The sequence below is a fragment of the Gordonia sp. ABKF26 genome (assembly GCF_041103195.1).
Lineage (GTDB): Bacteria > Actinomycetota > Actinomycetes > Mycobacteriales > Mycobacteriaceae > Gordonia > Gordonia terrae.
In genome coordinates this window covers 5,183,996-5,208,038 of the sequence record NZ_JBGCVZ010000003.1, presented here as the reverse complement: position 1 = coordinate 5,208,038, position 24,043 = coordinate 5,183,996, and the positions used below count along the sequence as shown (strand labels likewise).

The 24,043-nt window shown below is 67.1% G+C and carries 23 protein-coding genes; 19 read left to right on the top strand and 4 right to left on the bottom strand.

Annotation, left to right across the window (positions count from 1 at the left end):
* The first annotated feature begins 35 nt into the window (after positions 1 to 35).
* From AB4Z55_RS24010 to AB4Z55_RS23930, 17 genes are all read left to right on the top strand, one after another.
* Entirely contained in the window at positions 36 to 5,507 is a 5,472-nt protein-coding gene (locus AB4Z55_RS24010) for a hypothetical protein (protein WP_369520748.1), read from the top strand.
* Positions 5,504 to 6,364 carry a hypothetical protein gene (locus tag AB4Z55_RS24005; protein ID WP_369520747.1) on the top strand — a complete coding sequence of 287 codons (861 nt, stop codon included), beginning with the start codon at positions 5,504 to 5,506 and terminating at the stop codon, positions 6,362 to 6,364. Before AB4Z55_RS24010 ends, AB4Z55_RS24005 begins: the two co-directional genes overlap by 4 nt.
* The gene (locus AB4Z55_RS24000) at positions 6,361 to 8,007 is read left to right on the top strand and encodes a hypothetical protein (protein WP_369520746.1); all 1,647 of its coding nucleotides are present in this window, start codon (positions 6,361 to 6,363) and stop codon (positions 8,005 to 8,007) included. The genes AB4Z55_RS24005 and AB4Z55_RS24000 overlap by 4 nt, the downstream gene beginning before the upstream one ends.
* A gap of 16 nt (positions 8,008 to 8,023) precedes the next feature.
* On the top strand, positions 8,024 to 8,731 hold the full coding sequence (locus AB4Z55_RS23995; protein ID WP_369520745.1) for a M15 family metallopeptidase: 708 nt from the start codon (positions 8,024 to 8,026) through the stop codon (positions 8,729 to 8,731).
* Entirely contained in the window at positions 8,728 to 8,931 is a 204-nt protein-coding gene (locus tag AB4Z55_RS23990) for a hypothetical protein (RefSeq protein ID WP_369520744.1), read from the top strand. The genes AB4Z55_RS23995 and AB4Z55_RS23990 overlap by 4 nt, the downstream gene beginning before the upstream one ends.
* Positions 8,931 to 9,842 (top strand): hypothetical protein, encoded by a 912-nt coding sequence (locus AB4Z55_RS23985; protein ID WP_369520743.1) that lies wholly within the window; start codon positions 8,931 to 8,933, stop codon positions 9,840 to 9,842. The genes AB4Z55_RS23990 and AB4Z55_RS23985 overlap by 1 nt, the downstream gene beginning before the upstream one ends.
* A gap of 2 nt (positions 9,843 to 9,844) precedes the next feature.
* On the top strand, positions 9,845 to 10,306 hold the full coding sequence (locus AB4Z55_RS23980) for a holin (protein ID WP_369520742.1): 462 nt from the start codon (positions 9,845 to 9,847) through the stop codon (positions 10,304 to 10,306).
* A 63-nt stretch (positions 10,307 to 10,369) separates the two neighbouring features.
* Positions 10,370 to 10,624 carry a hypothetical protein gene (locus AB4Z55_RS23975; RefSeq protein WP_369520741.1) on the top strand — a complete coding sequence of 85 codons (255 nt, stop codon included), beginning with the start codon at positions 10,370 to 10,372 and terminating at the stop codon, positions 10,622 to 10,624.
* Positions 10,611 to 11,069, top strand: a complete 459-nt coding sequence (locus AB4Z55_RS23970; protein ID WP_369520740.1) for a hypothetical protein — start codon at positions 10,611 to 10,613, stop codon at positions 11,067 to 11,069. Before AB4Z55_RS23975 ends, AB4Z55_RS23970 begins: the two co-directional genes overlap by 14 nt.
* The gene (locus AB4Z55_RS23965; protein ID WP_369520739.1) at positions 11,063 to 11,863 is read left to right on the top strand and encodes a cutinase family protein; all 801 of its coding nucleotides are present in this window, start codon (positions 11,063 to 11,065) and stop codon (positions 11,861 to 11,863) included. The genes AB4Z55_RS23970 and AB4Z55_RS23965 overlap by 7 nt, the downstream gene beginning before the upstream one ends.
* Positions 11,860 to 12,234 carry a hypothetical protein gene (locus AB4Z55_RS23960; protein WP_369520738.1) on the top strand — a complete coding sequence of 125 codons (375 nt, stop codon included), beginning with the start codon at positions 11,860 to 11,862 and terminating at the stop codon, positions 12,232 to 12,234. The genes AB4Z55_RS23965 and AB4Z55_RS23960 overlap by 4 nt, the downstream gene beginning before the upstream one ends.
* Positions 12,227 to 13,294 (top strand): hypothetical protein, encoded by a 1,068-nt coding sequence (locus tag AB4Z55_RS23955; RefSeq protein ID WP_369520737.1) that lies wholly within the window; start codon positions 12,227 to 12,229, stop codon positions 13,292 to 13,294. Before AB4Z55_RS23960 ends, AB4Z55_RS23955 begins: the two co-directional genes overlap by 8 nt.
* Positions 13,294 to 14,763 carry a hypothetical protein gene (locus tag AB4Z55_RS23950; RefSeq protein ID WP_369520736.1) on the top strand — a complete coding sequence of 490 codons (1,470 nt, stop codon included), beginning with the start codon at positions 13,294 to 13,296 and terminating at the stop codon, positions 14,761 to 14,763. Before AB4Z55_RS23955 ends, AB4Z55_RS23950 begins: the two co-directional genes overlap by 1 nt.
* Positions 14,763 to 15,095 carry a hypothetical protein gene (locus tag AB4Z55_RS23945; protein WP_369520735.1) on the top strand — a complete coding sequence of 111 codons (333 nt, stop codon included), beginning with the start codon at positions 14,763 to 14,765 and terminating at the stop codon, positions 15,093 to 15,095. Before AB4Z55_RS23950 ends, AB4Z55_RS23945 begins: the two co-directional genes overlap by 1 nt.
* A complete protein-coding gene (locus tag AB4Z55_RS23940; RefSeq protein WP_369520734.1) occupies positions 15,088 to 17,277 on the top strand; it encodes a hypothetical protein in 2,190 nt (729 codons plus the stop codon). Before AB4Z55_RS23945 ends, AB4Z55_RS23940 begins: the two co-directional genes overlap by 8 nt.
* 1 nt (position 17,278) lies before the next feature.
* A complete protein-coding gene (locus AB4Z55_RS23935; RefSeq protein WP_369520733.1) occupies positions 17,279 to 17,827 on the top strand; it encodes a hypothetical protein in 549 nt (182 codons plus the stop codon).
* Between the two features lie 144 nt (positions 17,828 to 17,971).
* Complete coding sequence (locus tag AB4Z55_RS23930; protein ID WP_369520732.1) at positions 17,972 to 18,892, top strand: tyrosine-type recombinase/integrase; 921 nt, start codon at positions 17,972 to 17,974, stop codon at positions 18,890 to 18,892.
* 239 nt (positions 18,893 to 19,131) lie between these two features.
* Here AB4Z55_RS23930 and AB4Z55_RS23925 read toward each other — a convergent pair whose 3' ends face one another.
* Positions 19,132 to 19,422: a hypothetical protein gene (locus AB4Z55_RS23925; protein ID WP_369520731.1), complete on the bottom strand. Its 291-nt coding sequence runs from the start codon at positions 19,420 to 19,422 to the stop codon at positions 19,132 to 19,134.
* A 123-nt stretch (positions 19,423 to 19,545) separates the two neighbouring features.
* On the opposite strand from AB4Z55_RS23925, the gene AB4Z55_RS23920 reads away from it, so the two are divergent.
* The gene (locus tag AB4Z55_RS23920; protein WP_369520730.1) at positions 19,546 to 19,809 is read left to right on the top strand and encodes a helix-turn-helix domain-containing protein; all 264 of its coding nucleotides are present in this window, start codon (positions 19,546 to 19,548) and stop codon (positions 19,807 to 19,809) included.
* A 129-nt stretch (positions 19,810 to 19,938) separates the two neighbouring features.
* On the opposite strand, the gene AB4Z55_RS23915 is transcribed toward AB4Z55_RS23920, so the two are convergent.
* The 3 genes from AB4Z55_RS23915 to AB4Z55_RS23905 form a co-directional block, all read right to left on the bottom strand.
* Entirely contained in the window at positions 19,939 to 20,517 is a 579-nt protein-coding gene (locus tag AB4Z55_RS23915; protein WP_369520729.1) for an MmpS family transport accessory protein, read from the bottom strand.
* Positions 20,518 to 20,598: 81 nt separating this feature from the next.
* Positions 20,599 to 21,417 (bottom strand): tyrosine-type recombinase/integrase, encoded by an 819-nt coding sequence (locus tag AB4Z55_RS23910; RefSeq protein WP_369520728.1) that lies wholly within the window; start codon positions 21,415 to 21,417, stop codon positions 20,599 to 20,601.
* Positions 21,418 to 21,893: 476 nt separating this feature from the next.
* Complete coding sequence (locus tag AB4Z55_RS23905; RefSeq protein WP_369520727.1) at positions 21,894 to 22,247, bottom strand: Fe-S protein; 354 nt, start codon at positions 22,245 to 22,247, stop codon at positions 21,894 to 21,896.
* Between the two features lie 72 nt (positions 22,248 to 22,319).
* Between AB4Z55_RS23905 and AB4Z55_RS23900 the strand changes: the two genes are divergently transcribed.
* A complete protein-coding gene (locus AB4Z55_RS23900; RefSeq protein WP_369520726.1) occupies positions 22,320 to 23,954 on the top strand; it encodes a carboxylesterase/lipase family protein in 1,635 nt (544 codons plus the stop codon).
* The last annotated feature ends 89 nt before the right edge of the window (positions 23,955 to 24,043 follow it).

The window sequence follows — 24,043 nt, the reverse complement described above, 5'->3', positions numbered from 1 at the left end:
TCTGGGTCCCAGTTGCCCCTTCGATGAAGGGGTTCATGGCCACAGTGGTGAAGGAGGCGTCGGGCGCGGCCCGGGCGGGCTCCGCCGGGATGGAGAAGGAGTTCGCGCGCGGCGGCCGCGAGTCCGGACGGTCCGCTGCGCGCGGCGTCGACGACGGCCTGTCCCGCGGGAACATCGGCGTCAACTCGGTCAAGGCGCGGATGGCGAAGCTCGCCGCCCAGATGCGCGGCATCGGCCGCACCGCCGGCCACCAAGGCGCGCTCGGCGTCAACGACGGATTGAACCACATCGACTACACGCGTGTCGGCGACGAGCACGGCCGCTCCTACGGCCGTGGTTTCGTGCGCGGTGTCCGCAACGGCCTCGTCGGGATCGCCGCCACTGTGGGACTCGTCAACGCCGGGTTCCGGGGAACCGTCCGACACATCAGCACGATCGCCACCGCCACTATGTGGGCGTCGAGGATCATGCGGGGGTTCGCCGTGCAGGTGATGGCGGGCGCCGTCGCGATGCGGCTCCTCGCCGGTCAGGGGTTGGCGAAACTCGCCGGCTGGCTCCGAGCGGTCGCGGCGCTCGCTGGTCGTCTGGCCCGCGACGTTGCGCGCGCGACTGCGGCGGTGCTGGTCCTGTCTGCCGCGGTCCGGACCCTCGGCCGCGTCATGCGGGTCACCCGCGTGATCGGCATGCTCACCGTCGGGCTCGCCGCCCTCATCGGCATCGCGAGCACCGCGGCGCCCGCCCTCGCCGCGCTGAGCGCCGCGATCGTCACCCTCGGGTCGGCGGCCGGCGGTATCGGTATCGCCGGACTGTCGGCGCTCGGCGCGTCGATCGCCGGGCTGAAGGTCGGCCTGATGGGCGTCGGCGACGCGTTCAAGGAGATGGGCACCTCCGGCGCCGGTAGCGCGGCGAAGGTCGTCGACAACACCAAGGACATCGCGCGCGCCGAGCGGGGCCTGACGAAGGCGGTCGAGGCCGAGAAGGACGCGCAGGAAGACGTGTCGAAGGCCCGCGACGACGCCCGCAAGAAGCTCCGCGACCTCGATCTGCAGCTCCGTGGCGCCGCGCTGTCCGAGCGCGACGCCCAGCTGTCGCTGCGGGAGGCGCGCGCCGACCTCGCGAAGGGCGGGTTCGAGACCGGCACCGAGCGCGAGCGGGCGGTCCTCGCGGTGCAGGAAGCCGAACTTCGTCTCGCCGAGGTGCAGCGCGACAACAACGACCTAGCGAAGGATGCGGCCTCCACCCGACGCAAGGGTGTCGAGGGCTCCGACGAGGTCGTCGCCGCCCAGGAGCGGCTGCGCGACGCCACCGAAGCCACCAGGGACGCACAGGAGGCGCTCGCCGACGCCCGCCAACCGAAGGACACCGGAGCGAGCGCGGCCGCCGACAAGCAGGCCGAGGCGATGGCGAAGCTGTCCACGAACGCCCGCTCGTTCGTCGAGTCCGCGATGGGTGTCAAGCCCGCATGGGACGCGATGCAGCGCGGCGTGCAGGACACCCTGTTTGCCGGTCTCGCCGAGCGACTTCCGCAGCTCGCCGACACCTGGCTCCCACGACTCGGCGGCGCACTGCGCACCGTGACGGGCGGGTTCAACACCGGCGCTCGTTCGGTCGTCGACTGGATGAACTCCGCGCAGGGCATCCCGATCGTGTCGTCGTGGCTGCGCACCTCGTCGGGTATGGCGGCGCAGGCCGGTACCGCGCTCGGCGCGCTCGCACCCGGACTCGCTTCGATCGCCGCCGGCGCGGGTGAGGCGTTCGCCCCCATGGTCGCGGGCGCGACGGAGGGCGCGACGTCCCTGTCGAACATGCTGGTGCAGGCTCAGCAGTCGGGCCGCATCAAGCAGTACTTCACCGACGCGTTCAACCAGGTGAAGACGGTCATCCAGAACGTCACCGCGGTCGTCGGCCCTCTCTGGGCGGCGTTCATGCGGCTCGGTCAGATCTCGGCGTCCGGACTCGCTCCCGGGATGCGGTCGGTCGGCGCGGCGATCACCCAGGCGACCCCCGGCCTCGTGCAGATGGCCGAGCGGTTGATGCCGGCACTCGGTCAGGCGCTCACCAACCTCGCTCCGATCATCCCGGGAATCGTGCAGGCATTCTCCCCGTGGGCCACGATCCTCGCCGTCATGGCGCCCCACATCGCCACGGTGATGTCGCACCTCGGGCCGATGGCTCCCGTGCTGCTGACTCTCGCGGTGACGGTCAAGGCGATCACGATGGCGATGACGCTCTACAACGCCGTCATGGCCGTCGCGTCGGTCGCCCAGGGCGTGTTCTACGCCGCGACCGGACGCAGCACCGCGGGCCTGCGGGGCAACCTCATCGCCCTCGCCGCGCACCGCGTCGCCATGCTCACCGGCGCGGTCGCCTCCGGCATCTTCGGCGCCGCACTCGCCATCGCAACGAGCCCCATCACCTGGATCATCGTCGCGATCGGCGCGCTGATCGCCGGGCTCGTCCTGTTCTTCACCAAGACCGAGATCGGCCGCAAGATCTGGACCACCGCATGGAACAGCATCAAGGCGGCGGTCGCGGTCGTGTGGTCCTGGCTGCAGCAGACCGTGTGGCCCGCCATGATGTCCGCGTTCCGGATGCTCGGCGCCGTCGTGATGTGGCTGTGGCGCAACGTCATCACACCCGCGTTCAACGCCATCAAATGGGTGATCGGCGTCGCCTGGAACGCCGTCAAGCTCTACTTCGGACTCTGGGTAGGCCTGTTCCGCAACGTCATCGGACCCGTCGTGATGTGGCTGTGGAACACCATCATCTCGCCGGCGATGCGCGCCATCGGCGCCGTCATCGGCTGGGTGTGGAACTCCCTGATCAAGCCAGTGTGGGACTCATTCCGACGCAGCCTCGACATCCTCGGTGAAGCCTTCAAATTCCTGTGGAACAACGTCATCAAGCCCACCTGGGATGCCCTCGGCGCCGGGATCAGTTGGGTCGTCGACAACATCATCACCCCCGCGTGGGACGCCCTCAAGTCCGGACTGAGCGCGGTCGGCGGATTCTTCGACACCATCGTCACCGGGATCGGCAACGCCTGGGACAAGATCAAGAGCTTCGTCGCGAAGCCGATCAACTTCGTCCTCGGCACCGTCTGGAACAAGGGCCTGCTGCCCGCGTGGAACACGATCGCCGGGTTCCTTCCCGGGCTCAACCCGATGAAGCCTGTCGCCGAGGTCGCGTTCAAGGATGGCGGCCCGGTCCCGATGGGCTCGGGTGCCAAGCGGGGCAAGGACTCCGTCCACGCGCTGATGATGCCCGACGAACACGTGTGGGATGTCCGTGACGTCCGACGTGCTGGCGGTCACGGCGCGATGTACCGGATGCGCAACATGGTCGACTCCGGGCGCCCGTTCACCTGGACCCCCGGCGGTCTGAGCCCGGTGTCCGAGGGCGGCCCGCTGCCTCGTTTCGAGAAGGGCGGCGCGGTCGCGGCGGGGCAGAAGCTCTCCCCGATGCCCGGTGAGGGCGGGTTGCAGGCGATCGGTCAGCTGATGCGCCGCATCATCTTCAAACTGTGGCCGAAGATCAAGGACATCGGCGGCTACCGCCAGGACAACTTCGACGAGCACCCGTCGGGTCGCGCGCTCGACGTGATGGTCGGCTCGGACAAGAAGCTCGGCGACCAGGTGAATGCGTTCGCGCACGCCAACAACCCGAAGTTCCCTCTGCAGCACTCCATCTGGCAGCAGGCGATGTGGTACCCGCCGAAGATGCGGCGCGAGCCGATGGGCGACCGCGGATCGCCAACGCAGAACCACATGGACCACCCGCACCTGTGGTGGAAGCCGCAGAACGTCAACCCGAACGTCGTGCCCGAAGGCCTCGTCACCGACGGATTCGGCGGCCCGTCGACCGCGGAGATGCTCAATATCGTCAAGAAGAAGATCTCCGAGATCATCGACAAGGCTTTGAATCCCATCAAGCAGGGCCTGACGTCGATCGTCGGTTCGCCGCCCCCGGAATGGCTGGGAATCCCGCCGAAGATCTTCGACATCACCAAGACGAAGGCGATCGAGACGGCGTTCAATCTGGCGGCGAAGCTCGGCGACAAACTCAAGGGCGCGTACGACGCGGCGAAGAAGGTCACCTCGATCGTCACGAACGTGGTGAAGTCGCCGTTCAAGGCGCTCGGCGGACTGCTGCGCGACCAGGGCGGTTACCTGCCGAAGGGTCTGTCGTTGGTGCGCAACGAGACCGGCAAGCCCGAGGCGGTCCTCAACTGGGACCAGCTCACCACCGTCAAGGACATGATGGAGGCGTTCCGAGCTGTGTTCTCGGGGCAGTCGCCGGAGGCGGCGAGCGCGGCGCAGCAGCAGATCTCCGATCAGATGGCCGCGCGCCACGAGCAGGAGATCAAGGGCCTCACCGGTCAGCAACTCGCCGCGGTGCAGAAGCGCCACGACATGGAGCGCAAGGCGCTCGAGGACAGCACCGCTCGGATCGAGGGTTACCGGGCTGGCGCCACCACGATCCGCGACACCCCGATGGTGGCGGCCGAGTCGATGGCCAAGGACACCGCCGACTTCTTCGGGTTCGGGAAGATCTTCGACACCATCTCCGGTCTCATCCCTCGAGCAGGGGACGCCGCATCAACCGGTACGGCCGGCGGGGCGGGCACCAGCTCGCTGAGCACCACGACGACGCCCAGCGCGACAGACCCGGTGTACGGCGACGGCACGACGATCGAGCAGGGGCAGACGCCGTCGACGACGAAGATGCCGGACCTCGCGCCAGGTGGCTGGGAGCGGTACCCGTTCGCGATCACCGAGCAGGCGAAGAAGATGGGTCTGCCGAAGCGTGCCGCGATCATCGGGAACGCGACGGCGCTCGTCGAGGTGGGCGACCCGATGAAGATGTACGCCAACACCGCCGTCCCGGAATCGTTGAAATTCCCGCACGATGCCGTCGGCTCCGACCACGACTCGATCGGCCTGTTCCAGCAGCGGCAGGCGGGCTGGGGCACGGTCGCCGACCGGATGGATCCGCACCGCTCGGCGAAGATGTTCTACGACGCGCTGATGAAGGTCCCCGGCTGGGAAACCATGGACATGGGCGCGGCGGCACAGGCGGTGCAGCGCAGCGCATTCCCGGGCAAGTACGCCGGCCGGATGGCGCGTGCGACGGAGCTCGTCGACAAGTTCGGCATCTACGACCAGGGCGGCTGGCTCAAGCCGGGTGGTCTCGCCCTCAACCTGTCGAAGCGTCCCGAGCCGATCCTCAACGGCGCGCAGTGGGCGTCGATCGATTCGATGCTCGAGGCGCTGCCGTCGGCGGCCGAGTTCAAGTCCGTCGCCGACCTCGGCGCCGCGGCGATGCGGTCGAGCGGCCGGATGCCGAACGAAGGCGACGACGCCCAGTCTTCGACCGGGCACCGCGACGCCCCGCTCGTCTGGGTCGAGAACCAGTACACGCATGACCCGGATGAGGCAGCACTCAAGACCGGACGCGAGGTTCGCCGCGCGACCCGGTCCGAACAACTCGTGGGCGGGTGGGGATGAACAACCGTGCAGTCCTGACCGATCACACGATCGTCGAGTGGATCTCGCCGAAGGGCGAACGCGTCCGCCTATCGGGTGCGAAGAAAACCGCACCACCCGAACTAGGTGCGTGGCTGTCCACGGGCGGGATCGACGGCATCGGGCACCTCGACGTGAAGGCGCTGTTCGATGCCGCCGCCCGCCAGTGGGGCGAGGACTACGTCGGCGAGACCCTCGATCACGCGGAACTCGATGTGCCGCTGTTCATCCTCGGCGCCAACCCGGACGACTTCCGACGCCGCGTCGAGCACCTGCGGACACTCATCCGCCGGCACGAGGTCGGGTGGCTCGCGGTGTACACCAACTCCACCGGGTGGAGGTGGGTCGCCGCGCGCCTCGGCTACCTGAAGCCGACGTTCCCCTTCGACCCGAGTAGGACGTCGGCCGCCAACTTCGAGCTGATGCTGATCGTCGAGCACCCGATCCCGCGGGCCGCCGATCACGCCGACTCGTGGAAGAACACGACCAACACGGGCAAGGGGTCGGTGTCGATCTACCCGGGCCCGCTGTGGCAGGCGTGGCCGCAGTTCGCGTTCCAGGGCCCGGGACGGCTGCGGTTGCGGTACGCCGGCAACGACGTCGACCACCCGTTCACTGTTGTCGCGGGCGAGACGATCCTGATCAACACCGACGAGGCGCGCCCGACGATCCGATCGGCGAAGACCGGACGCAACCTGTGGCCGCTGATGAAGGGCCGCAAGTACACCCACCCCGTGCCGGAGGGTGAGGTGACGCGCGTCGACATCACCGTCACCGGCGGCAACACCAACACCGAGCTGTGGGTCATCTGCCGCCAGCAGTACGAGGGGCTGCTGTGAGCGTCCGCGGAGCGTTCGCGACGCTCACCCACGACGAACAGACCGAACGCGACACCTACAAGAACCCGAAGGCGGTCGTCGAGCTCCGCACCAAGGAGATGGCGATCTGGTCGATCTCCGGTGACTACCAGGATCTGAAGTTCACCGACAAGAAGTCAGCGGCCGGCGGGCTGACGATGTTGCTGCCGTGCGATGACCACTACGGCGACTACCTCGACGGACAGCCGAAGGCGACGGTCCGGCCGATCGTCGTCCGGCTCCCGGGCTACACGACGTTGTGGTTCATCACGAAGTTCACCCGCACCCGCAAGGGGTTGAAGCGCTACTACGAGGTCGAGGCGATCGGCGCGCTCGAACATCTGGCGTGGATCCGGCTGTGGCCCTGCCCGTGGTCTGTGGCCGAGTTCCAACCGATCAAGTACTGGTTCGGGCTCGGCCCGTCGGCCAGCATGTGCGCGCTCGCGTTGACCGCGAATCTCGTTCGGCTGCAGGGCGAGCTGTTCTCCATCCCGACGGGCAACCTGTTCTCACCGAGCGCGTGGAACGTCGTCAAGAAGGCGCTGCATCCGATCATCGTCAACCCGCGCAACAAGTTCATCGGCGACACATCGAAATGGGATTCGGCGTCGTGGCGGATGGACGAGGCGCTCACCGCCTTCACTGAGGTGTGTCAGGCGAACGACCTGCAGATCGTCTACCAGTTCTTTGACCCCGACGTCGACCCGCAGCCGTTCCCCGAGTTCATCCACCTCGACCGTCCGAAGCTGATCATCGACTTCGTCGAGAAGGGGCAGCCCGTCGGTTGGACCGGCACCGCGATCGACGGGTTCTTCCGCACCGGGATCCAGATGGGGTCCGACCTTCTCGGCTGGGTGTTGTACCCGATCCTCGGCGACGACGGTTACCAGAAGTACCTCGACCAGGTGGAGGGGACGATCGCGAACAAGCCGATCGCGGTCTACACCACCGGGAAGTACACGCCCGCTGACGAGTACGAGCAGACCACCCACACGGCGATGGCGTCGCGGGTGACGGCGGGCGGCAAGTCGCCCGAGTGGGTCAACACGCTGCTGGTGACGGGCGCGAACATGCTGCTGTCGGGGATCGGGGCGGCGGTCGGCGCCGCGCTGGTCGCCGCGACCGGCGGTGCGGCGGCACCGATCCTGCCGTTCCTCACCAACCTCGAGCTCGGCGCGTTCGAAGGTGTCGTCAAGGACACCGTGATGGCGTTCCACACCTCCGAGGACATCCAGCGCGCCAACGAGGCGGGGCCGTGGCGGTTCCGGGAGACGTTCGCAGAGAGCTCGTCGACCGGGCTGTCGATGGAAACGCTGTCGGGGATGAAGTCGGCGCACTGGGCGACGAGACCGTACATCTCGCATGCCATCTCGGTGCAGAACGGTTCGCCGTACTACATCGGGAAGGACCTGCAGCTCGGCGACCTCGTCGGTGTCCAGATGGCCGACGGGAAGGTCGAGGTCGAGTACCTCGAGGAGATCACCTACGAGGACTCACGCAGCGTGCGCGGCAAGTTGACGCTGCAGATCGGCCGGCCCGACGCCGAACGCGAACCCGGGTCCATCGCCCTGGGCAAGATCCGCCGATTCGGCACCTGGCTCACCCGAGCAGCACTGAGCGAATGAAAGGAGCAACACTGCAATGAGTTTCAGAACAGCGTACGGCTACAAGTACTCCGAGAACGGTTGGCGGATGTGCAACCGCGACGAGTGCGTCACCATCACTGTGGCGGGCATGGGTCTCCACGTGCGATCCGGCTACGCCGCCGAGGTGCTCGGCGCGTGGGTTCGCTGGTACCACGAGAACGTCGAGCGCATCGACCTGTACAAGCCGCTCGACGACTGGGGATGGTCGAACACCAACGACGTCGCCACCTCGAACCACCTGTCGGGCACCGGGGTCGACCTCAACGCCACCCAGTACCCCTGGGGCCGCCGCGTCATGCCGGCCGACCGCATCGCGAAGGTGCGCCGGGGACTCGCACTGTTCGAGGGCAACATCTTCTGGGGCGCAGACTGGTCGCGGGCCGACGAGATGCACTACCAGCTCGGGGCCGGCACCGCGGCCGGGGACGGGGCATCGGACAAGCTCATCGACTTCGTGCAGCGTCGGATCAGGGACGGCCGACTGGTCGACTCGGTCGGCGCAGCGGCTCTCGACGTGGGGCGCGTCAACGCGTTCACGCAAGGCTTCATGGGGCCGATCGGTTCCGACGCGAAGGACAGCCGAGAGCAGCTGTGCGGCTCCGGTTCCCGAGACGCCGGCGAGTTCGACGGCTGGCCGCAGCTCGGCCTGGACACATTCACCGACGGCCTCGCCGCAGTCCTCGAGAAGGCGGTGAACCGATGAAGTGCAAACACTGTGGTCTGACGATGCGGGGTGAGCCCGGCCACTGGCTCCACGCCGAGGGCAAGCAACGGGGCAAGTCACGGTGCGCCGTCGAGCCCTACGGCTTCAATGCCGAGGCGCCGGGCGAGGAGTGCCAGTTCATCTGCGCTGGTAGCGACGGTAACGAACCAACGCACGTCTATCCGGCGGGTGATCGCTGATGGGCACCTACTGGGCCGATGTCTCGCAGTTCCAGCGATTGGCGAATGACGAGTATCCGCATCGGGTGTTCTCGTTCCGCACCAACAGCGGCGACCAGCGCGACAAGAACGCCGCCGCGAACCTCGACTGGGCGCTCGCCGCGCTCGACCGCGGCGACCTCGACATCGTCATCCCGTACTACTTCTTCCGCCCGGGCGCCGCGAACTGCGACCTCTGGCGAGAAGTGGTCACCCGCAACGGCCGGATCGACCCGCGCATCGTGTGCATGGTCGACGTCGAATCCGGCAACGGCTCCTCGCAGGGCGCCATCCCGAACCGCGACCACTCCGTCGAGATCAACGACGAGATCCGCCGAGTGCGCCAGTGGCTCGGCGGATCCCGGGTGATCGGCTACTACAACCCGCGCGCCGACCCCTCTCTGTGGCAGTCGCGCGGGAACGTCCCGCTCGTCGTGCCGCACTACGGCGTCCGTCCGGGCGAGTCCTACTCGTACCCGCAGCGCTTCGCGCACCAGTACTCCGACCGCGTGCCGTGCGCCCCGTTCGGGCCGTGCGACGCCAACTACACCGACCTGTCCATCCCACAACTCAAGACACTCTTCGGAATTGGAGGCACCACCATGGCCACAGACGTCGACAAGATCAACGAGTTCACCCGGGCGTTCAACGCGGCGATCGGCTCGGACACCAAGGACGTTCGCGAGCAGCTCGTCGGTGCCCGCGACCTCGTCTACAAGACCGTCGACGGCAAGAAGGTCGTCGACATCGAGAAGTCGTTCCCCGGCTGGCCGCAGCTCGGGAACCGCACCGTCGTCGACGCACTCGCCGCCATCGGCACCGCGCTCGGCATCCCCGGCTTCTACGACCCGCTCGGGATCGTGAAGAACCCCAACGACAGCAAGGAGAACTGAGCATGTCCGTACCCACTCACGCACCGCTGACCGCGTTCATCGAGGACGTCGCCGAACGCGCCGTGAAGACGTTCGTCCAGAACCTCGCACTGTTCCTCGTCGCAGGCGTGTCCGTCCTGTCCGTCGCCTGGGGCACCGCGCTGCAATCCGCGGCCCTCGCCACCCTTGCGACGGTGCTGCTGGCGCTCGTCGACGAGCGGATCGTCGCGGCGAACCCCTACGTCGAGGCGCTGATCCGGGCGGGCCGCACGTTCATCGCGACCGTCGTCGGGTCGATCCCGGTCGTCGTCTCAGCTGATCAGGCAGTCACGTTCGCCGATGTGAACTGGACGCAGGCCGGCGGGCTCGCCGGCACCGCGGCACTGATCTCCCTCGCAACCTCGATCGCTTCGCTTCCCATCGGTCCGAAGGGCACTCCCAGCCTCGTCGTCAACGGCGGGGTGCGAGACGAGCCGGTCGCGTAGAACCCATGCCCTGCTCATCGCTGATGGTCCGCCCACTGGTGGGCGGGGTCGAAAGGTGTGCCCGTGACCGACAATCCCCCGGAGACTCCACCGCAACGAAATGGGCTGCCACCGTCGTGGCTGGTCAACCTCGTCGCGGTGGTCATCCTCGTCGCTTGGATTGCCAGCCTCGTTGTCCGAATGATCGACCCGGCTCGCGCCCTCCCACCCGTGGTCGACGCACTGATGCTGATGGTCGCGGGATTCCTGTTCGCGGGCAACCTCAAAGACCGCTTCACTGGCGGCAGCAACGGGGGAAATAGCAATGGACCCAACTGATCTGATCCTCGAACTGGTCCGAGCCATCGGCTACGGAACCATCGGCGTCGTGATCGGTCTCGCCTTCACCTGGCGCCGTGCCACCGTGCACGGCGTCGAGGTGCGGGTGCCGACCGCGCGTCCAGACAAGCCGGTGTGGAAGCGCATCATCGGCGCGCTGCTCGTGCTGGTCGCGGTGCTCAGCATGACGCAGAGCACCATTTTCACGGCCCGTCAGTCGGCGTGTAACGACGAGTTCCGGCGGGTGATCAAGGAGCGCAGCGAGGCGTCTCTCGAGCAGTCGGAGCTGTGGAGCAAACTCGAACGTGAGCTGGCGGCGATCGGCCCGGCGGTGACGCTGGAGAAGCAGAGCGAGATCGTCGCCGCCCGCAAGCGCTACGTCGAAGACTTCGACCGGCTCTCGGAGCAGCGCCGCGCGAACCCGTACCCGGATCCGCGATGCTGACCCCGAAGTTCGTCGTCACGGTCCGCGGGATCGGTGAGCCGATGGGCCGGAACATGCTGACCCCGTTCGTGGATCGGCTCGGCGACGGGTGGACGCACATCGAGGTGCCCTACCCGGCGGCGTACGGATTCGTCAACGGCCAGCGCAACCCGAACGCCCCGGACTACGAGACGACGAAGCGGCTCGGCCGCGCCCAGGTGCGGATCGAGCTGGCGATCATCAGGGCTGAGCACCCGCACGCGATCGTGGTGCTCGCCGGATACTCGGCCGGCGCCGACATCGTCGACGACCTCGCCGTCGAAGGCGTGATGGCCGAGTTCCCACAGGTGAAGCTGTGCGTGGTAGTGGCGAACCCGTCGAACCCCGGCTCGAATGGGCTGGCCGACTACGGGATCGCCGCGCCGGAACGCGGCCGCCAGCACGTCGACTCGCGCGTCATCCCGGTCAACCACCCGGGCGATGTCATCTGCTGCTGCCCGCCGCGGTCCCCGCTGCGCGTCATCGCGACCCTCACACCGCGGATGCAGCTCGCCGACCGGTCGGTGTGGGTGCGGGACGTCCTGGCCAAGCTCGGGAACCCGACGGTCCGCGCGGAGATCGACGACAAGCTGGGTGCGTGGTGGGACCCGCGGAACTGGGGCCGCTACGACCGGGCCGCGAAAGACGCCCGGGGCTACCTTGGCCTCGGCGTCCGCTCCACCCACACGATCTACAACCGGCGGCCGATCGGCGGGCTGTCGATGCTCGACCACGCCGCCGACCGCGTGACGCGCGAACTCGAGGTGGCGCGGTGAGCGACGACAACGAGCAGGCGCCGAAGCCGTACGGGCTCGACGACCCGACGGTGTTGCGGCTCGGGAAGTTCCTGCGGAACACCCCGCTGTCGAACAACGCGTTCGCGCCGATCCCGGACCCGCTGTCCGAGCTCGTCGCGCAGGCCGTCTGCAACTACACCCAGGACCTCGTGTGGTCGGGCGAGGTCCGCGACTTCGTGCCGCTCGGCCACTGGGAGGCGACCCCCGACCTCGGCGACGTCGGGGTCGAAACCGTGGCGGGTGAGGTGACCCGCATGACCCACCGCGTCACCGGCATCTCCGTCCTCGGCGAGAACCCCGACCAGGCTTGGAAGCTGCTGCGAGAGAAAGTGAGACAGCACAATGGCTGACGACCCGATCGAACGCATCGGTGTGGAGCTGGAGATCTTCGCGATCCCGCAGCCCGCCGGCGCCCCGCCGATGACGGAAACGTACATGCACGTCCGCCGACGGCAGAACGGTGCCGCCGAACGCGCTGTGCTGGGGTTGCCGGCGTACGAGGGGGCGCAGGGCCCGCCCGGGCCGCCCGGTGCGATCCACCGCGGCGAGCTGTCGACGTCCGAGCTGGACGCGATGGCCCTCGTGCTCGGTGAGGACAACACCAACTGGGCGTGGCGCAACACCGACACGAACGACCAGTACGTGTGGTCCGGGGCGACGTTCGTCGTCTACCACGGCGTGTACGGCACTCCGGGGCCGGTGGGACCCGCCCCGGCGCTGACGCCGGGGACGCTGACGATCGACGGCGACCCGGTCGTGGGCCCGGACTTCGGTGTGCGGGTGTCGGGGTCGGCCGGTTCGTACGCGGTCGGTGTGGATCTGCCGCCGATGCCGAAGGGCGACAGGGGCGATATCGGCCCGTCGGGGTCGGTCATCAACTCCGTCGACGTCGCCGACGACTCCGACCCCACCGACGGCGACGTCCTCACCTACCGGGAGGACGACGGCAAACTGGTGTGGCAGCCCGGCCAGTTCGTCACCGAGGAGTACGTGGTCGGCCCGGGCGGATTCCCCACCGTCACCAAGGGATCGTCCGACACCCGCCACACCATGTTCTCGGTCAACATCCCGGCGAAGCCGTGGCCGTACCGGTTCGACTTCGCCGGCGGTGTGGACGTGTCTTCGTCCAACGGCACCCAGATCGACATGGAACTCCGCACCGAGAACGCCACCTCGGGGCCGCTCGTCGGCTACGGCAAAGGCCAGGACGGTGAGGGCTACCGCGAGGTGGCGTTCCGCGCCCACTCCGACGTCGACCTCACACCCGAATCGACCGAGGGAATCATCCCGGCCGATACCGCCGTCACGCTGTACGCATCGGCAGTCAAGACCGCCGGTGTCCTCACCTCGTGGAAGATCCGCAACACCAAGGCGCAGTTGCGGATTCGGCTGATGCGGGTCACGGTCTGATGTCACCTCCACCGGAGGGTCGGGACCGCCACTACTGGCCCGACGGCGAACCCGGCGCGGACCGGCTGGGTGCGACGCAGGTGATCCCGGCGCGCGGTGCTCCGAAGATCACCATGCCGCCCCCGCAGTCCGCGGACCGTATGTCGCTGCAGGAGCGGGCGAACGCCATCTTCGGTGAGGTCGGCACGAAGTTCGAGGTCACCGAGGTCGCGTCGGGTGTCGACAACGTCGCGACCAACATCCGCAACGCGGTCGCCGGGGGTGTCGCTGCGGGTGTCGGCGTGGTGCGGGAGGTGTTCGACTCCGTCGCTGGGTTGTTCGGCATCGCGGACAACGCTGAGAAGATCGCGATGGCGGCCCAGCAGCAGTTGCAGGACATCACCAACGAAACGAACGTGCCTGGCTGGTCGGGCTATTCGTGGTCGACGATCTTCTCCGGCGCCGACGGCACGCCGCTGCCCTCGACCGACTGGGCCACCACCCGGATCGCGATCGTCGGGGACGACGGGCACGCCGGCATCATCAACAACTCGGCCGACGGCGACCACTTCTGCACGGTCCGCGACATCCACAAGTTCGCTACCGACTCGCAATCGGCGTCGATCGTCGTCGGGAAGAAGTGGTCATTCTCCGAGGACCGGTGGACCTCGATCCGCCTGCGCTGCGACAGCGAGAATCCCACGCAGGGCGCGGTGTGTTGGGTGCGTCCCGGCAACATCCGGATCGGCCGATTCTCGGGTGGCACCAACACGATCTGGTACACGGTCGGCCAACCGATCAAGCCGGGCGACATCGTCCGGTTCCGCTGTCACGGCGACAACTACTACGTGCTGGTCAACGGCAAGGTCGTCGTCTCGTGGACCGACACCGGCGCATCGGTGTCGAAGGGCTCGGGATTCCGACACGCCGCCTTCACTCAGGAGTACCTCAATGGAGCATTCTTCGACCAGGCCAGCTTCCAGGTCGCATCGTGGGCGATGGCCGACTGGCTACCAGCTGGGGGCGCAGTGACCACCCCGGCATGGCGACTTCGACGAGGCTCTGGAACGTCGGTTGCCCTATCAGTAAGCGGTGGTGGGTCGGCGGTGCTCCCATCCGGCTTCTACACGGTCGCAGATCTGGCAGCCGCGGTAACGGTCACCAATCTAGGCACCGGTCAAGTCACAATCACGGAGTCCGGCTGGTACGCAATCTCGACATCAATGATCCAACTCCGCAACGTGGCGAGTGCGAATACCGGCTGGGCGGCGTCCCCGTGGGTTCTCTATATCGACGGTGTAGCTGCCGCTGGCCCGATCATGGCGGGCGTTGCCGCTGAGGTGTACCTGGCTGCGGGGCAGGTAGTGCGCCCTGGGATTTCAGCCTCGTGGCCATTCTCGTCGGGCAGTGAGACAGTCACCGCAAGCTCGGCTGTCGACTTCATCGGTGCCGCTCCTGCCGCATCGTTTACTGGAAGGAAGATTGCGTGATGGCCAACGACACCATCTTCGAGTTGCCCGAGATCCCGGGCGTCACGTTCACCGCGAGCTACGGGTCCGGTGGTGAGACCGGCCTGCCGTCGAACTGGATCCGCATCGTAGGCACTGTCGAAAACCCTTGGTACGACCCGACGTACAACTATGGCCTCGACCCGAGGGGTTACACCGAGGTCACCGATCCGTGGAAGCGGCACACCCAGTTCCCGAAGGTGTGCGAGATGGGGTTCGAAGGCCCGAGCGTCGGCCTCCCCACCGACCCACCACCGCCACCGGTCGAGCCCGAACCGACCCCCGACATCATCGAGGAGCCCACCGATGGCTGACATCACCTACATGACCGTCACCGGTCTGTGGACCCACATCGTCGACGACGGCATCGTCGACGGCGACCCCAACCCCGACACGGTGCGACCCACCGGCAAGGTGGTGTTCGCGCCGAAACCGTCGAACACCGGGTTCGTCACCGCCGGCGCCGCAGGCGAATCGGAGAGCGTCACCCTCGCAGAGGTGCCGGCGCTCGTCGCTGACGGTGTCCTCACCGACCTGCAGGGCAACGACGGCATTCGGCTGGCCGCGACGATCGGCGGCAACCCCGTCCGGTGGGTGGCGCAGCCGACGTTGCTCTACGGCAAGAAGACCCTGCCGTCGAAGTCCGTCACGTTCGACCCGCCGACCGTCGGGACCACGCTGCACCTCAACGACCTGTTCGACGACATCGGGCCGCAATCGCCGCTCGTCACCACCGAGGTGAAGGCGTACCGCGACCAGGCGGTCGCCGCCCGGGACGAAGCCCAGCAGATCGTCGACGACGTGGCCGCCGGGGTGGTGCCGGACGCCGGTGTCGCCGCCCGCATCGCCGCACCCGACTCGGAGTCGGGCGCCGCCGTCGACGCCCGGATCGGTGCCGCGGGACTCCTCACCCAGGAGGATGCCGACGCGGCTTATGCCCCGACGGTGGACACGCGTGTGCCGGCCGCCAACCTGCCCGAGGTTTACCGCACAACCGACTCGCAACCGTTTGCTGCCGACTCGATCTGGAACACGGCGAGGGGGGATGGATGTACCTTCGAGTCGGCCGCTGATCCGGCGACGGCGAACCTACTTACGGCCACGCCCGTCCTCAACGACTTCACCAACGGGTACGGATTCAATATCGACGTAGCCTCACCAACCGATCCTCTCGGCACCGGCACCTATCCGGGCGGGAGCTTCACTCATCGGATGCCGCGTAACGCCAGGATTGCCACAGGCACCGACGCGTCCATGCGAATCATCGACGGCATCTACGCATACGACTACTGGCACACCACGAAGGTGGACGATGTCACCTATACGGCCGACTTCATCACTCGCACCGACTTGCGCGGCAGTGGCCGCAACGCGGGTACCAGGGCAGCCCGATTTCCGACAGCTGGTGGGTTGATCCGAACACACGAGGTGGCTAAGGGTCACATCCCGCACGCGCTGTGCATGTCGATCCCACTGTCCTGCCTCAAGCGGGGGTTTGTATGGCCGGCGGCAGCCGAGGACGCCAACGACGGGGCGCATGTCTATTCAGGGCAGGTGCCGATGGGATCGTTCTTCTCGATCCCCACCTCGGTCAATGTCTCCACCCTGGGCCTATCACCAGAGGGTTTGGCGTTGGCAAGATCCCTCCAGGACTACGGGGTGTACATCGGTGACGCGTCGGGATCGGCGGCTCTATCTGTTGAGGGTGAAGCGATGCGCCTAATCCCCGCCGCGGTGGATCGAATGCGGGCCGACTGGACCGCTCTGTTCCCCATGCTGCGCAGAGTGACGAACGTCGGGACTGTCGGCGGCGGGCCAGGCGCCCGGCGCGCTCCTGCAACCGGTCCGGTTGCCGTGAAGTCTGACGTTGTCGATGTGCAGGTGTCAGCACTCAGGCGTTCCTTCGAGTTAAGCGGCGGCGACCTGATCACCTCCGCTTCCTTCCGACTAACCGGTTCCTCGGTGCTTGACACCACCGATTGTCTGTATGGCGGCGTGCCGAAGGCATGGTCAGGCTTCGTGTCGGAGTGCGAAATCAGCAATGGTGCGCTGCGGCGCATCGCCTCCAATGATGGAGTAGCGCGCGCGGTCATCCTGGATCACGGCGCGAAAGATGCGCGCGTGGAAATTCTCGTCACCGCCAGACAGGCATCTGGAACGACGTATGTTCTGGCTCGATCAGCCGACAGTCAGAACACATACCGCGCCGCTTTCACGTCGACGGGGACGGCGTCGCTACAGAAGGTGGTAGGCGGCGGATCGGGTATCTCGCTGCCGAATTCATCCACCGCTGCAGGTGTAGTGAAGGCTGGCACAAAGTTCGGTATCGGGGTCTTTGGAACAACAATCGTTTTACTCATCGACGGGCAGGTTGCTGCCACCGCCGTTGATGCCTCCTTGCAGACGGGCGCGAAGTCCGGCCTGCTTCTTCCCGCTGACACCACCCTCGCCATTGGAGCGTTGTGGGTCAACTCAATCCCCCAAATTGGAGCCTGACATGTCGGAGCAAATCGTGTCGTTCAACCCGAGCGCTTCGTCTGGGTCCAAGTTCTCCCCGGCGGTTATCGCTGAGATTGAAGCTGTCGCCCCTGGCGGCAGCGGCAGTACCGCGTGGGCCGACATCACCGACAAGCCGGCTGTAATCGCGGCAGGGGCTGACGCCGCTGCCGCACGAACCGTCATCGGTGCCGGAGGGCTTGACGTCACGAACACGTGGTCGACCACTCAGACCATTCAGATCGCCGCGATACAGAATCTCCGTACTGCGCCGGCCGCGCGCACGGCGTCACTGACGCTCACCACCAGTAGCGCCACCGTGAACGCGTGCAACGCAACCAGCGCGGCGATCGTCGTCACACTGCCAGCCACGACCATCGCTGGCATTCGCTTCGTCATCAAGAAGATCGACGCTTCGGCAAACACAGTGCAGGTGGCTGCTACGGCGATCGACGGCGCGGCATCGGTGACACTTTCCACGCAGTGGCAGTGGGTAGAGGTCATATCCACCTCGACGTCGGGTACCTACTACATCATCGGACGCGGTTAACCCGCCCATAACGTGAATTACGCGGCGGGCGAATCGTGTGGCGAGACTGGGTGATCTGCGAGTAGAAACGAAGACGGCCTCGGCGGTGCTACCAACACCGGCCGAGGCCTTGCCACCCGTTCAGCTCTGACCTGAAGGATGACCGTGTCTCACGCTACCCAGGCGTGCGTTCTCGCGCGCGCCGACCTCGATCTCTACATCGAATCGTTCCTCTCCCGCTGGGAGAACCCCAACACCCGCGACGCCTACCGTGCCGACCTCGTGATGTGGCTGCGGTGGTGCGAGCTGCATGACAAAGACCCGATTGGCGACGCCTCCCGGCCGCTGGTGGAGATGTGGATGCGCTGGCTGCGCGACGAGCGCAGCAACTCCGCGGCCACCATCAACCACCGCGTCGGCACCCTGGGTCAGTTCTTCGAGATCGCCCTCGACGACGACCTCGTACGAAAGAATCCGTGCCGCCTGGCCCGCCGGCCGAAGGTACAGCCCAACCCCGATCAGCGGATCGCGCTGACCCGCCCGGAGTTGCAGCGCCTCGAGGCCGTCGCCGCGGCGTCGTGCCCAGCCGATCACGCACTGGTGATGCTGATGGGCTACTGCGGACTCCGGGTGTCTGAGGCGTGCAGTCTGGACGTCACCGACTGCCACGAGATCGCCAAGGCGCACCGGTGCGTACGGTTCGTCGGCAAGGGCGGCCGGCCCGCGCTGGTGCCGATGCCTCCGGCGGTGCAGCGCGCCGTCGACGCCGCGATCGCAGGACGCACCGAGGGCCCGCTCATCCTCCGCCGCGACGGCTCCCGAATGACGCGCCGCTCCGCAGACCGGGTCGTGAAGCGGCTCGCGAAAGCCGCGGCGATCACGAGCGTGACGGTCTCCCCGCACACCCTGCGGCACAGCTTCGTCGTCTCTGCGCTCGACGCCGGCGCGGCGCCGCGCACAGTGCAGCTCTCGGCTCGCCACGCCGACATCTCCACGACCCTGTCGACGTATGACCGCGGGCGTCAGGCCCTCGACGACCACGCCGCCTACATCGTCGCCGGATACCTCGGATCATCGGCGGCCTGACCGTGGGTGACACGTAAAGTGTTGCGGTGCAACATCTTTGGCTGCTACAGTCATGTCACAAGTTCAGAGCGGGTGAGGTTCAGGAACACACACTGATCGCCGACGCGGGAGCGACCCGGCCACAGCAGGCAACAATGAGAACCCGATCGCAGAGGCCCATGATGCGACACCCGCTCTGAACCTGGACAACGAGAAGGCCCCCACCCTCGCGAGGGTGGGGGCCTTCGTCCGTGCCGGGGCTACTCGGCGGCCGGAGTCTCGGGCTCGGGCTCCGGCTCCGGCTCCGGAGTCGCCTTCCAGGTCGGCGCCTCGTAGCTGTAGCTCGGCGACTCACCCGACCCGGCGGACACTGGGTCGGTGTTCGCACCTCCGCCGATGGAGTCCCCATTGGTCGACACGATCGGCGGCGGGCACGGTGCCACACCGCCGCCCGCGATCGGCATCACGCATGGCTTCTCCGCTGCCGCCGCGACGCCCACCCCTCCGAGCATCCCGGCCCACACCACGGCCGCACCTACTGCAGCGATCACACTTCGTCTCATCTGTACCTCCAGGGTTGGTGGATGCTTGATTCATCCATTGTGGATGACTGAACCATCCACTAGGGTGCCTGTCAAGAGGGAACGGAGGACTGAGTGACTATCCTGAGAGATGTGGCAACCAGGCCAGGGCGTGACGACGAAGGCCGGCAGATCATCGCAGCGGCCCTGCGCGCCGAGATGGCGCGCGCCGGCGTGTCGGGCCGCCAGCTCGCCGAGCGGGTCGGGAAGAACCACCAGTGGGTCCAGCACCGGATGTCGGGAAAGGTGGCGCTGACGACCGACGACGTGCGTCCGATCGCGTCAGCCCTCGACCTGCACCCGCGCGAGTTCCTGGTCAAGCTCGGCGGCGAACTCGAGCCGCTCGACGACGAGTGACATTCGCCGAAAACCGTTTCAGGGGTTTGTCACAGCCCAGCACCTTTAACCCCCCTGAACACGCAAATCGGCCCCGCCCCCCGACAATCGGGGGAGTGGGGCCGATTCAGCGTCTTTGCAGAGTTCGACCTAGAACAGGTCTCCGTTACAGCTGACCACGGCGTACTGGCCGTTCGACGAATTCTCCACTTCGACCTTGCCGTCGATGATGATCTTGCAGGTGATGGTGCCCGTCCCGCCGTTCTGGGCGGTCACCCCCTTGATCATGGTGTCGGACTCGTCGAACGCCTTTGACCGCCACGGCAGGGTCGCGCCGTTCTCCTGCGACTGGTTGCCGCCCTCACCGAAATAGGTGATGTTGTTCGCGGTCCCGCTGTCGCTGGTCACTTCGTACACGACGCCCTCGGTGCCGGACTGCTGCTCAGTCGTCGTCTGCTCGGGTTCGTCCTCGCCGGTCTGCGTGGGGGCCTGCGTCTCGGTCGTGCCCGGGCTGTCGGCGGTGTTGTCGGTCGACTCCTCGCCGCCACCGCCGCTGGTGGCCACCGCGATGATGATGATCAGGACGACGACCGCGCCGAGGATCCAGGGCCACTTCTTCCGCTTCTTCGGCGGCTGCTGAGGCGGGTAGGGCGGCGGCGGGGGCTGCTGCCCGTACTGGGGCTGCTGGTACGGGTTCTGGTCGCCAGCGTTCGGCGGAGGTTGCGTCATAGCGAGATGATCTCCAAGTTCTAAGGAATCGGTAAGCGGATAGTAATGGAATGCTGAGCGACCGGGGTCACTGTCGTCCGATCAGGCCACATCCTTATGGTCCTCGTCGTGGAGGCGATTCACGGCCTCCCGTTTCCGGTCGTCAGTGATTGCGGTGTAGATCGCCGTCGTCGACAGTGTCGCGTGCCGCATCAACTCCTGGACGACACGGAGGTCGGCGCCCGCCTCAAGCAGTCCCGTTGCGAACGTGTGCCGCAACGCGTGCGGAGTCGCGTTCACGCCGTTGCGGAGCATGAACAACCGGATTCGTTCGGACACGCACTGGCCGCCCAGATGCTTGGCGCGCTGCGAGGGAAACCAGTACCCGGACGGCATGAGCGCGGCGTGCGCGATGATCACAGGGTGCGCCGGGATCGACAGCGTCGCACCACCCTTGCCCCGGACCTCGAGCATGCCGGTGTGGATGTCGAGATCGCGGCCGTGGAACCGGGCGATCTCGGCGACGCGCAGGCCGGCGTACCCGGCGAGTATCAGCATGGCGAGCATGTCACGGTCGGCGTTACCGACGAGGCGGCGGAACTCGGCCGGCGCGATGGGCCGCGGGTGACGTTTCGGTCGGCGGGCGGCCTTGATCGATGCCATCGGGTTGTCGGTGCGGTATCCGTTCAGCACGGCCCACCGGTAGAAGCCGGTGAGGATCGAGTGGTACACGCTGCGGGTGACCGGCGCGAGGTCGTCTCGGCCGAGCCATCGTGCGAGGTCCAGGGTGTTGGCCTCGATGACCGGGTAGCCGAGGTCGGTTTCGAGTCGTTGCAACACGATTCGTCGATCTTTGATCGTGCGGTTGGCCTTTCCTTCTGCGTGGAGGTGAGTGATCCAGGTATCGATTGTGATCGTCATGGGAATCACTTTTGTCCCATTCGTGTACTTCTGTCCCAGAAATCCCGCCCTTTTGGTACGAACAAACTATTTCCGTTCGATACGTTAACGAGGGGGTCTGACCTGCGCAGACCCTCTGGGTGCACGTCCTCAGTCCGGCCACTATCGAAGCGGACTCGGACACAGTCCTTGAGGACGCGCGACACCCGGCCCTGTTCGCTCGACGTGCCGGACATTCCGACGTATTCAACTCGCTGCCGGGGATGGAGTTCGTTCCCGTCGCGGTCCACCTGGCGAGGCGTCATGCGGCGATACCGGGGCGTACGGCGGGGACCTCACGACCGAAGTCGACCCGGGTCACAGGGTCAGGCAGCGCCGCTACCTTGTAAGCGAGCGGTCGTCGGTTCAATCCCGACAGGGGGCTCCGAGGACGAACGCCGCGCACCGATCCGGTGCGCGGCGTCGTCGTTTCACGAGCCCCGCTCGCCGGGGGTCGGCTACCAGATGACCGCGAGGCCCGCGGCGAGGAGGGACAGGGCGCCGACGGCCCAGAAGAGCGGACGCGGGACGGGCTCGCCGGTGCGCTTCTGCCGTGCGCTCCCGATACCGAGGATCGCGCCGAGGACCACCAGGATCACCAGTTTGATGCCGATCTTGGGGTAGTTCAGGTCGATTCCGGCCGGCCACGGCGCCGCGAGCGCGAGCCCGGTGAGCAGGGAGAGCAGGATTCCGTAGTCCATCACGCGGGTGACGTGGAACTCGCGCGCCACGAGCTGGGTGACCCAGGCGCCGAAGGTGACGGCGAAGCCGATGATGTGCAGGAAGATTACGACGTTGCGTAGTAGCTCCATGGGGTCACCCTACCCAGCAGACGCACCGGAGTTCTGGACAACCGGAACAGGTTCACGGTGCACGATGGACTGATGAAGCACGACGAACCGGGCACGCCCACGACTCCGCCCGTCTTGGCGGGAGACGCAACGACCGGCCCACGCCCGCTGGCCGAGACCCGCGTCGGGACCTACCGTGGCGTCGTCGGCGACCGGGCCGACGTGTGGCGGGGGATCCGGTACGCGCGTCCGCCCGTGGGCGGATTGCGGTGGCGTCGTGCGGTTCCGCTGGAGGAGAGCGACGCGCTCGAGGACGTCGTGGACGCCGCCACCTTCGGTGCGGTGTGCCCGCAGCAGTTGAACCCCGCGGTCCGCCTCGGCCCGGACGTGGTCATGGACGAGGACTGTCTGTTCCTCAACGTGTGGACCCCGCCGGGCGCCTCCGAGCATGCCGACGAGGCGGTCGGACTCCCGGTGATGGTGTGGCTGCACGGCGGCGCCTACGTGCTGGGGTCCGGGGCCCAGCCGTTCTACGAGGGCTCGAACCTCGCCGCCACCGGCGACGTCGTCGTGGTGACGCTCAACTACCGACTCGGGGTGCTCGGCTTCGCCGACCTGTCGTCGATCGACGAACGGTTCGAGTCGAACGCGGGACTCAGCGATGTGCTGACCGCACTGCGCTGGGTGCGCGACCACATCGCCGCCTTCGGTGGCGATCCCGACAAGGTGACGGTGTTCGGCGAATCGGCCGGGGCGGGTCTGGTCACCGCGCTGCTCACCATGCCGGCCGCGGCGGGGCTCTTCGGCCGCGCGATTGCGCAGAGTTCCCCGGTGACGTCGATGTACGGGGCCGACCGGGCGGCGCGGGTCGCGACGCAGTTGCTCGAGGTCGCCAGAATCGACGCCGGTGAACTCGACACCGCCGAGATCGTCGAGCGGCTCGACGAGCTCGACGGCATGACGTGTTCGGCGATCACCACCACCCTGTTCGAGAAGATCCCCGGCGAGACCCCGGGGACGATCGCGTTCGCTCCGGTCATCGACGGCGATCTGTTGCCCGAGCACCCCCTCGACGTCTATCGCGCGGGTCGCGCGCATCCGGTGCCGCTGATCATCGGGACCAATCGCGACGAGGCAAACCTGTTCAAGTACATGAAGTCTCCGCTCATGCCGATCACCACCGCCGACATCGAGCGGATGTTCGCGGGGATGGCGAAGGAGTATCCGGACGTCGTCCTGCCGGAGCGTGCGCAAGTGCTCTCGGCCTATTCGGGCCTGCGGCCCAAGGTCACCGGGCTCGGTGTGGCCCGCGATGTGGCGTTCCGGATGCCCACGTTGTGGCTCGCCGAGGCGCACGCACGCTCCGCGCCGGTCTATGTGTACCGGTACGACTGGACGACGCGGATGTTCCGGCTCCTCGGGCTCGGCGCCGCCCACGCGACCGAAGTCCCTTATGTGTGGGGGAATCTGGGCTCCGGGCCCCGCGACGTCACCTTCTTGCTCGGCGGCCGTAAGCAGGGAGAAGCCGTGTCGGAGAGGATGGTCCGACGCTGGACCGCCTTCGCGCACGGGCAGGAGCCGGATGCCGGGACGCTCGGCGATCCCTGGCCCACCTACGACTCCGGTCATCGCCCGGTGCTGCGCATCGATGCCGAGGATCGGGTCGTACAGAATCTCGACGGCGACATCTGGGAGGCGTGGGGCGACGAGGTGCTCGGCTTCCGCTGAGACGCGCGCTCTGCCGCCGCGCCCGTCGAGGTCACCAAGTGGCTTCGACTCGGCTCCTCGACCTCGACGCGCTCCTTCGTCGCTTGCTC

What these genes read in the sequence shown, in the direction of transcription:
- AB4Z55_RS23945 (WP_369520735.1), top strand. Translation starts at nt 14,763, where the DNA reads ATGGCCAACGACACCATCTTCGAGTTGCCCGAGATCCCGGGCGTCACG.
- AB4Z55_RS23905 (WP_369520727.1), bottom strand. Translation starts at nt 22,247, where the DNA reads ATGGAGCTACTACGCAACGTCGTAATCTTCCTGCACATCATCGGCTTC.
- AB4Z55_RS23980 (WP_369520742.1), top strand. Translation starts at nt 9,845, where the DNA reads ATGTCCGTACCCACTCACGCACCGCTGACCGCGTTCATCGAGGACGTC.
- AB4Z55_RS23910 (WP_369520728.1), bottom strand. Translation starts at nt 21,417, where the DNA reads ATGACGATCACAATCGATACCTGGATCACTCACCTCCACGCAGAAGGA.
- AB4Z55_RS23995 (WP_369520745.1), top strand. Translation starts at nt 8,024, where the DNA reads ATGAGTTTCAGAACAGCGTACGGCTACAAGTACTCCGAGAACGGTTGG.
- AB4Z55_RS23965 (WP_369520739.1), top strand. Translation starts at nt 11,063, where the DNA reads ATGCTGACCCCGAAGTTCGTCGTCACGGTCCGCGGGATCGGTGAGCCG.
- AB4Z55_RS23990 (WP_369520744.1), top strand. Translation starts at nt 8,728, where the DNA reads ATGAAGTGCAAACACTGTGGTCTGACGATGCGGGGTGAGCCCGGCCAC.
- AB4Z55_RS23935 (WP_369520733.1), top strand. Translation starts at nt 17,279, where the DNA reads ATGTCGGAGCAAATCGTGTCGTTCAACCCGAGCGCTTCGTCTGGGTCC.
- AB4Z55_RS23970 (WP_369520740.1), top strand. Translation starts at nt 10,611, where the DNA reads ATGGACCCAACTGATCTGATCCTCGAACTGGTCCGAGCCATCGGCTAC.
- AB4Z55_RS23955 (WP_369520737.1), top strand. Translation starts at nt 12,227, where the DNA reads ATGGCTGACGACCCGATCGAACGCATCGGTGTGGAGCTGGAGATCTTC.
- AB4Z55_RS23915 (WP_369520729.1), bottom strand. Translation starts at nt 20,517, where the DNA reads ATGACGCAACCTCCGCCGAACGCTGGCGACCAGAACCCGTACCAGCAG.
- AB4Z55_RS24005 (WP_369520747.1), top strand. Translation starts at nt 5,504, where the DNA reads ATGAACAACCGTGCAGTCCTGACCGATCACACGATCGTCGAGTGGATC.
- AB4Z55_RS23950 (WP_369520736.1), top strand. Translation starts at nt 13,294, where the DNA reads ATGTCACCTCCACCGGAGGGTCGGGACCGCCACTACTGGCCCGACGGC.
- AB4Z55_RS23900 (WP_369520726.1), top strand. Translation starts at nt 22,320, where the DNA reads ATGAAGCACGACGAACCGGGCACGCCCACGACTCCGCCCGTCTTGGCG.
- AB4Z55_RS23940 (WP_369520734.1), top strand. Translation starts at nt 15,088, where the DNA reads ATGGCTGACATCACCTACATGACCGTCACCGGTCTGTGGACCCACATC.
- AB4Z55_RS24010 (WP_369520748.1), top strand. Translation starts at nt 36, where the DNA reads ATGGCCACAGTGGTGAAGGAGGCGTCGGGCGCGGCCCGGGCGGGCTCC.
- AB4Z55_RS23985 (WP_369520743.1), top strand. Translation starts at nt 8,931, where the DNA reads ATGGGCACCTACTGGGCCGATGTCTCGCAGTTCCAGCGATTGGCGAAT.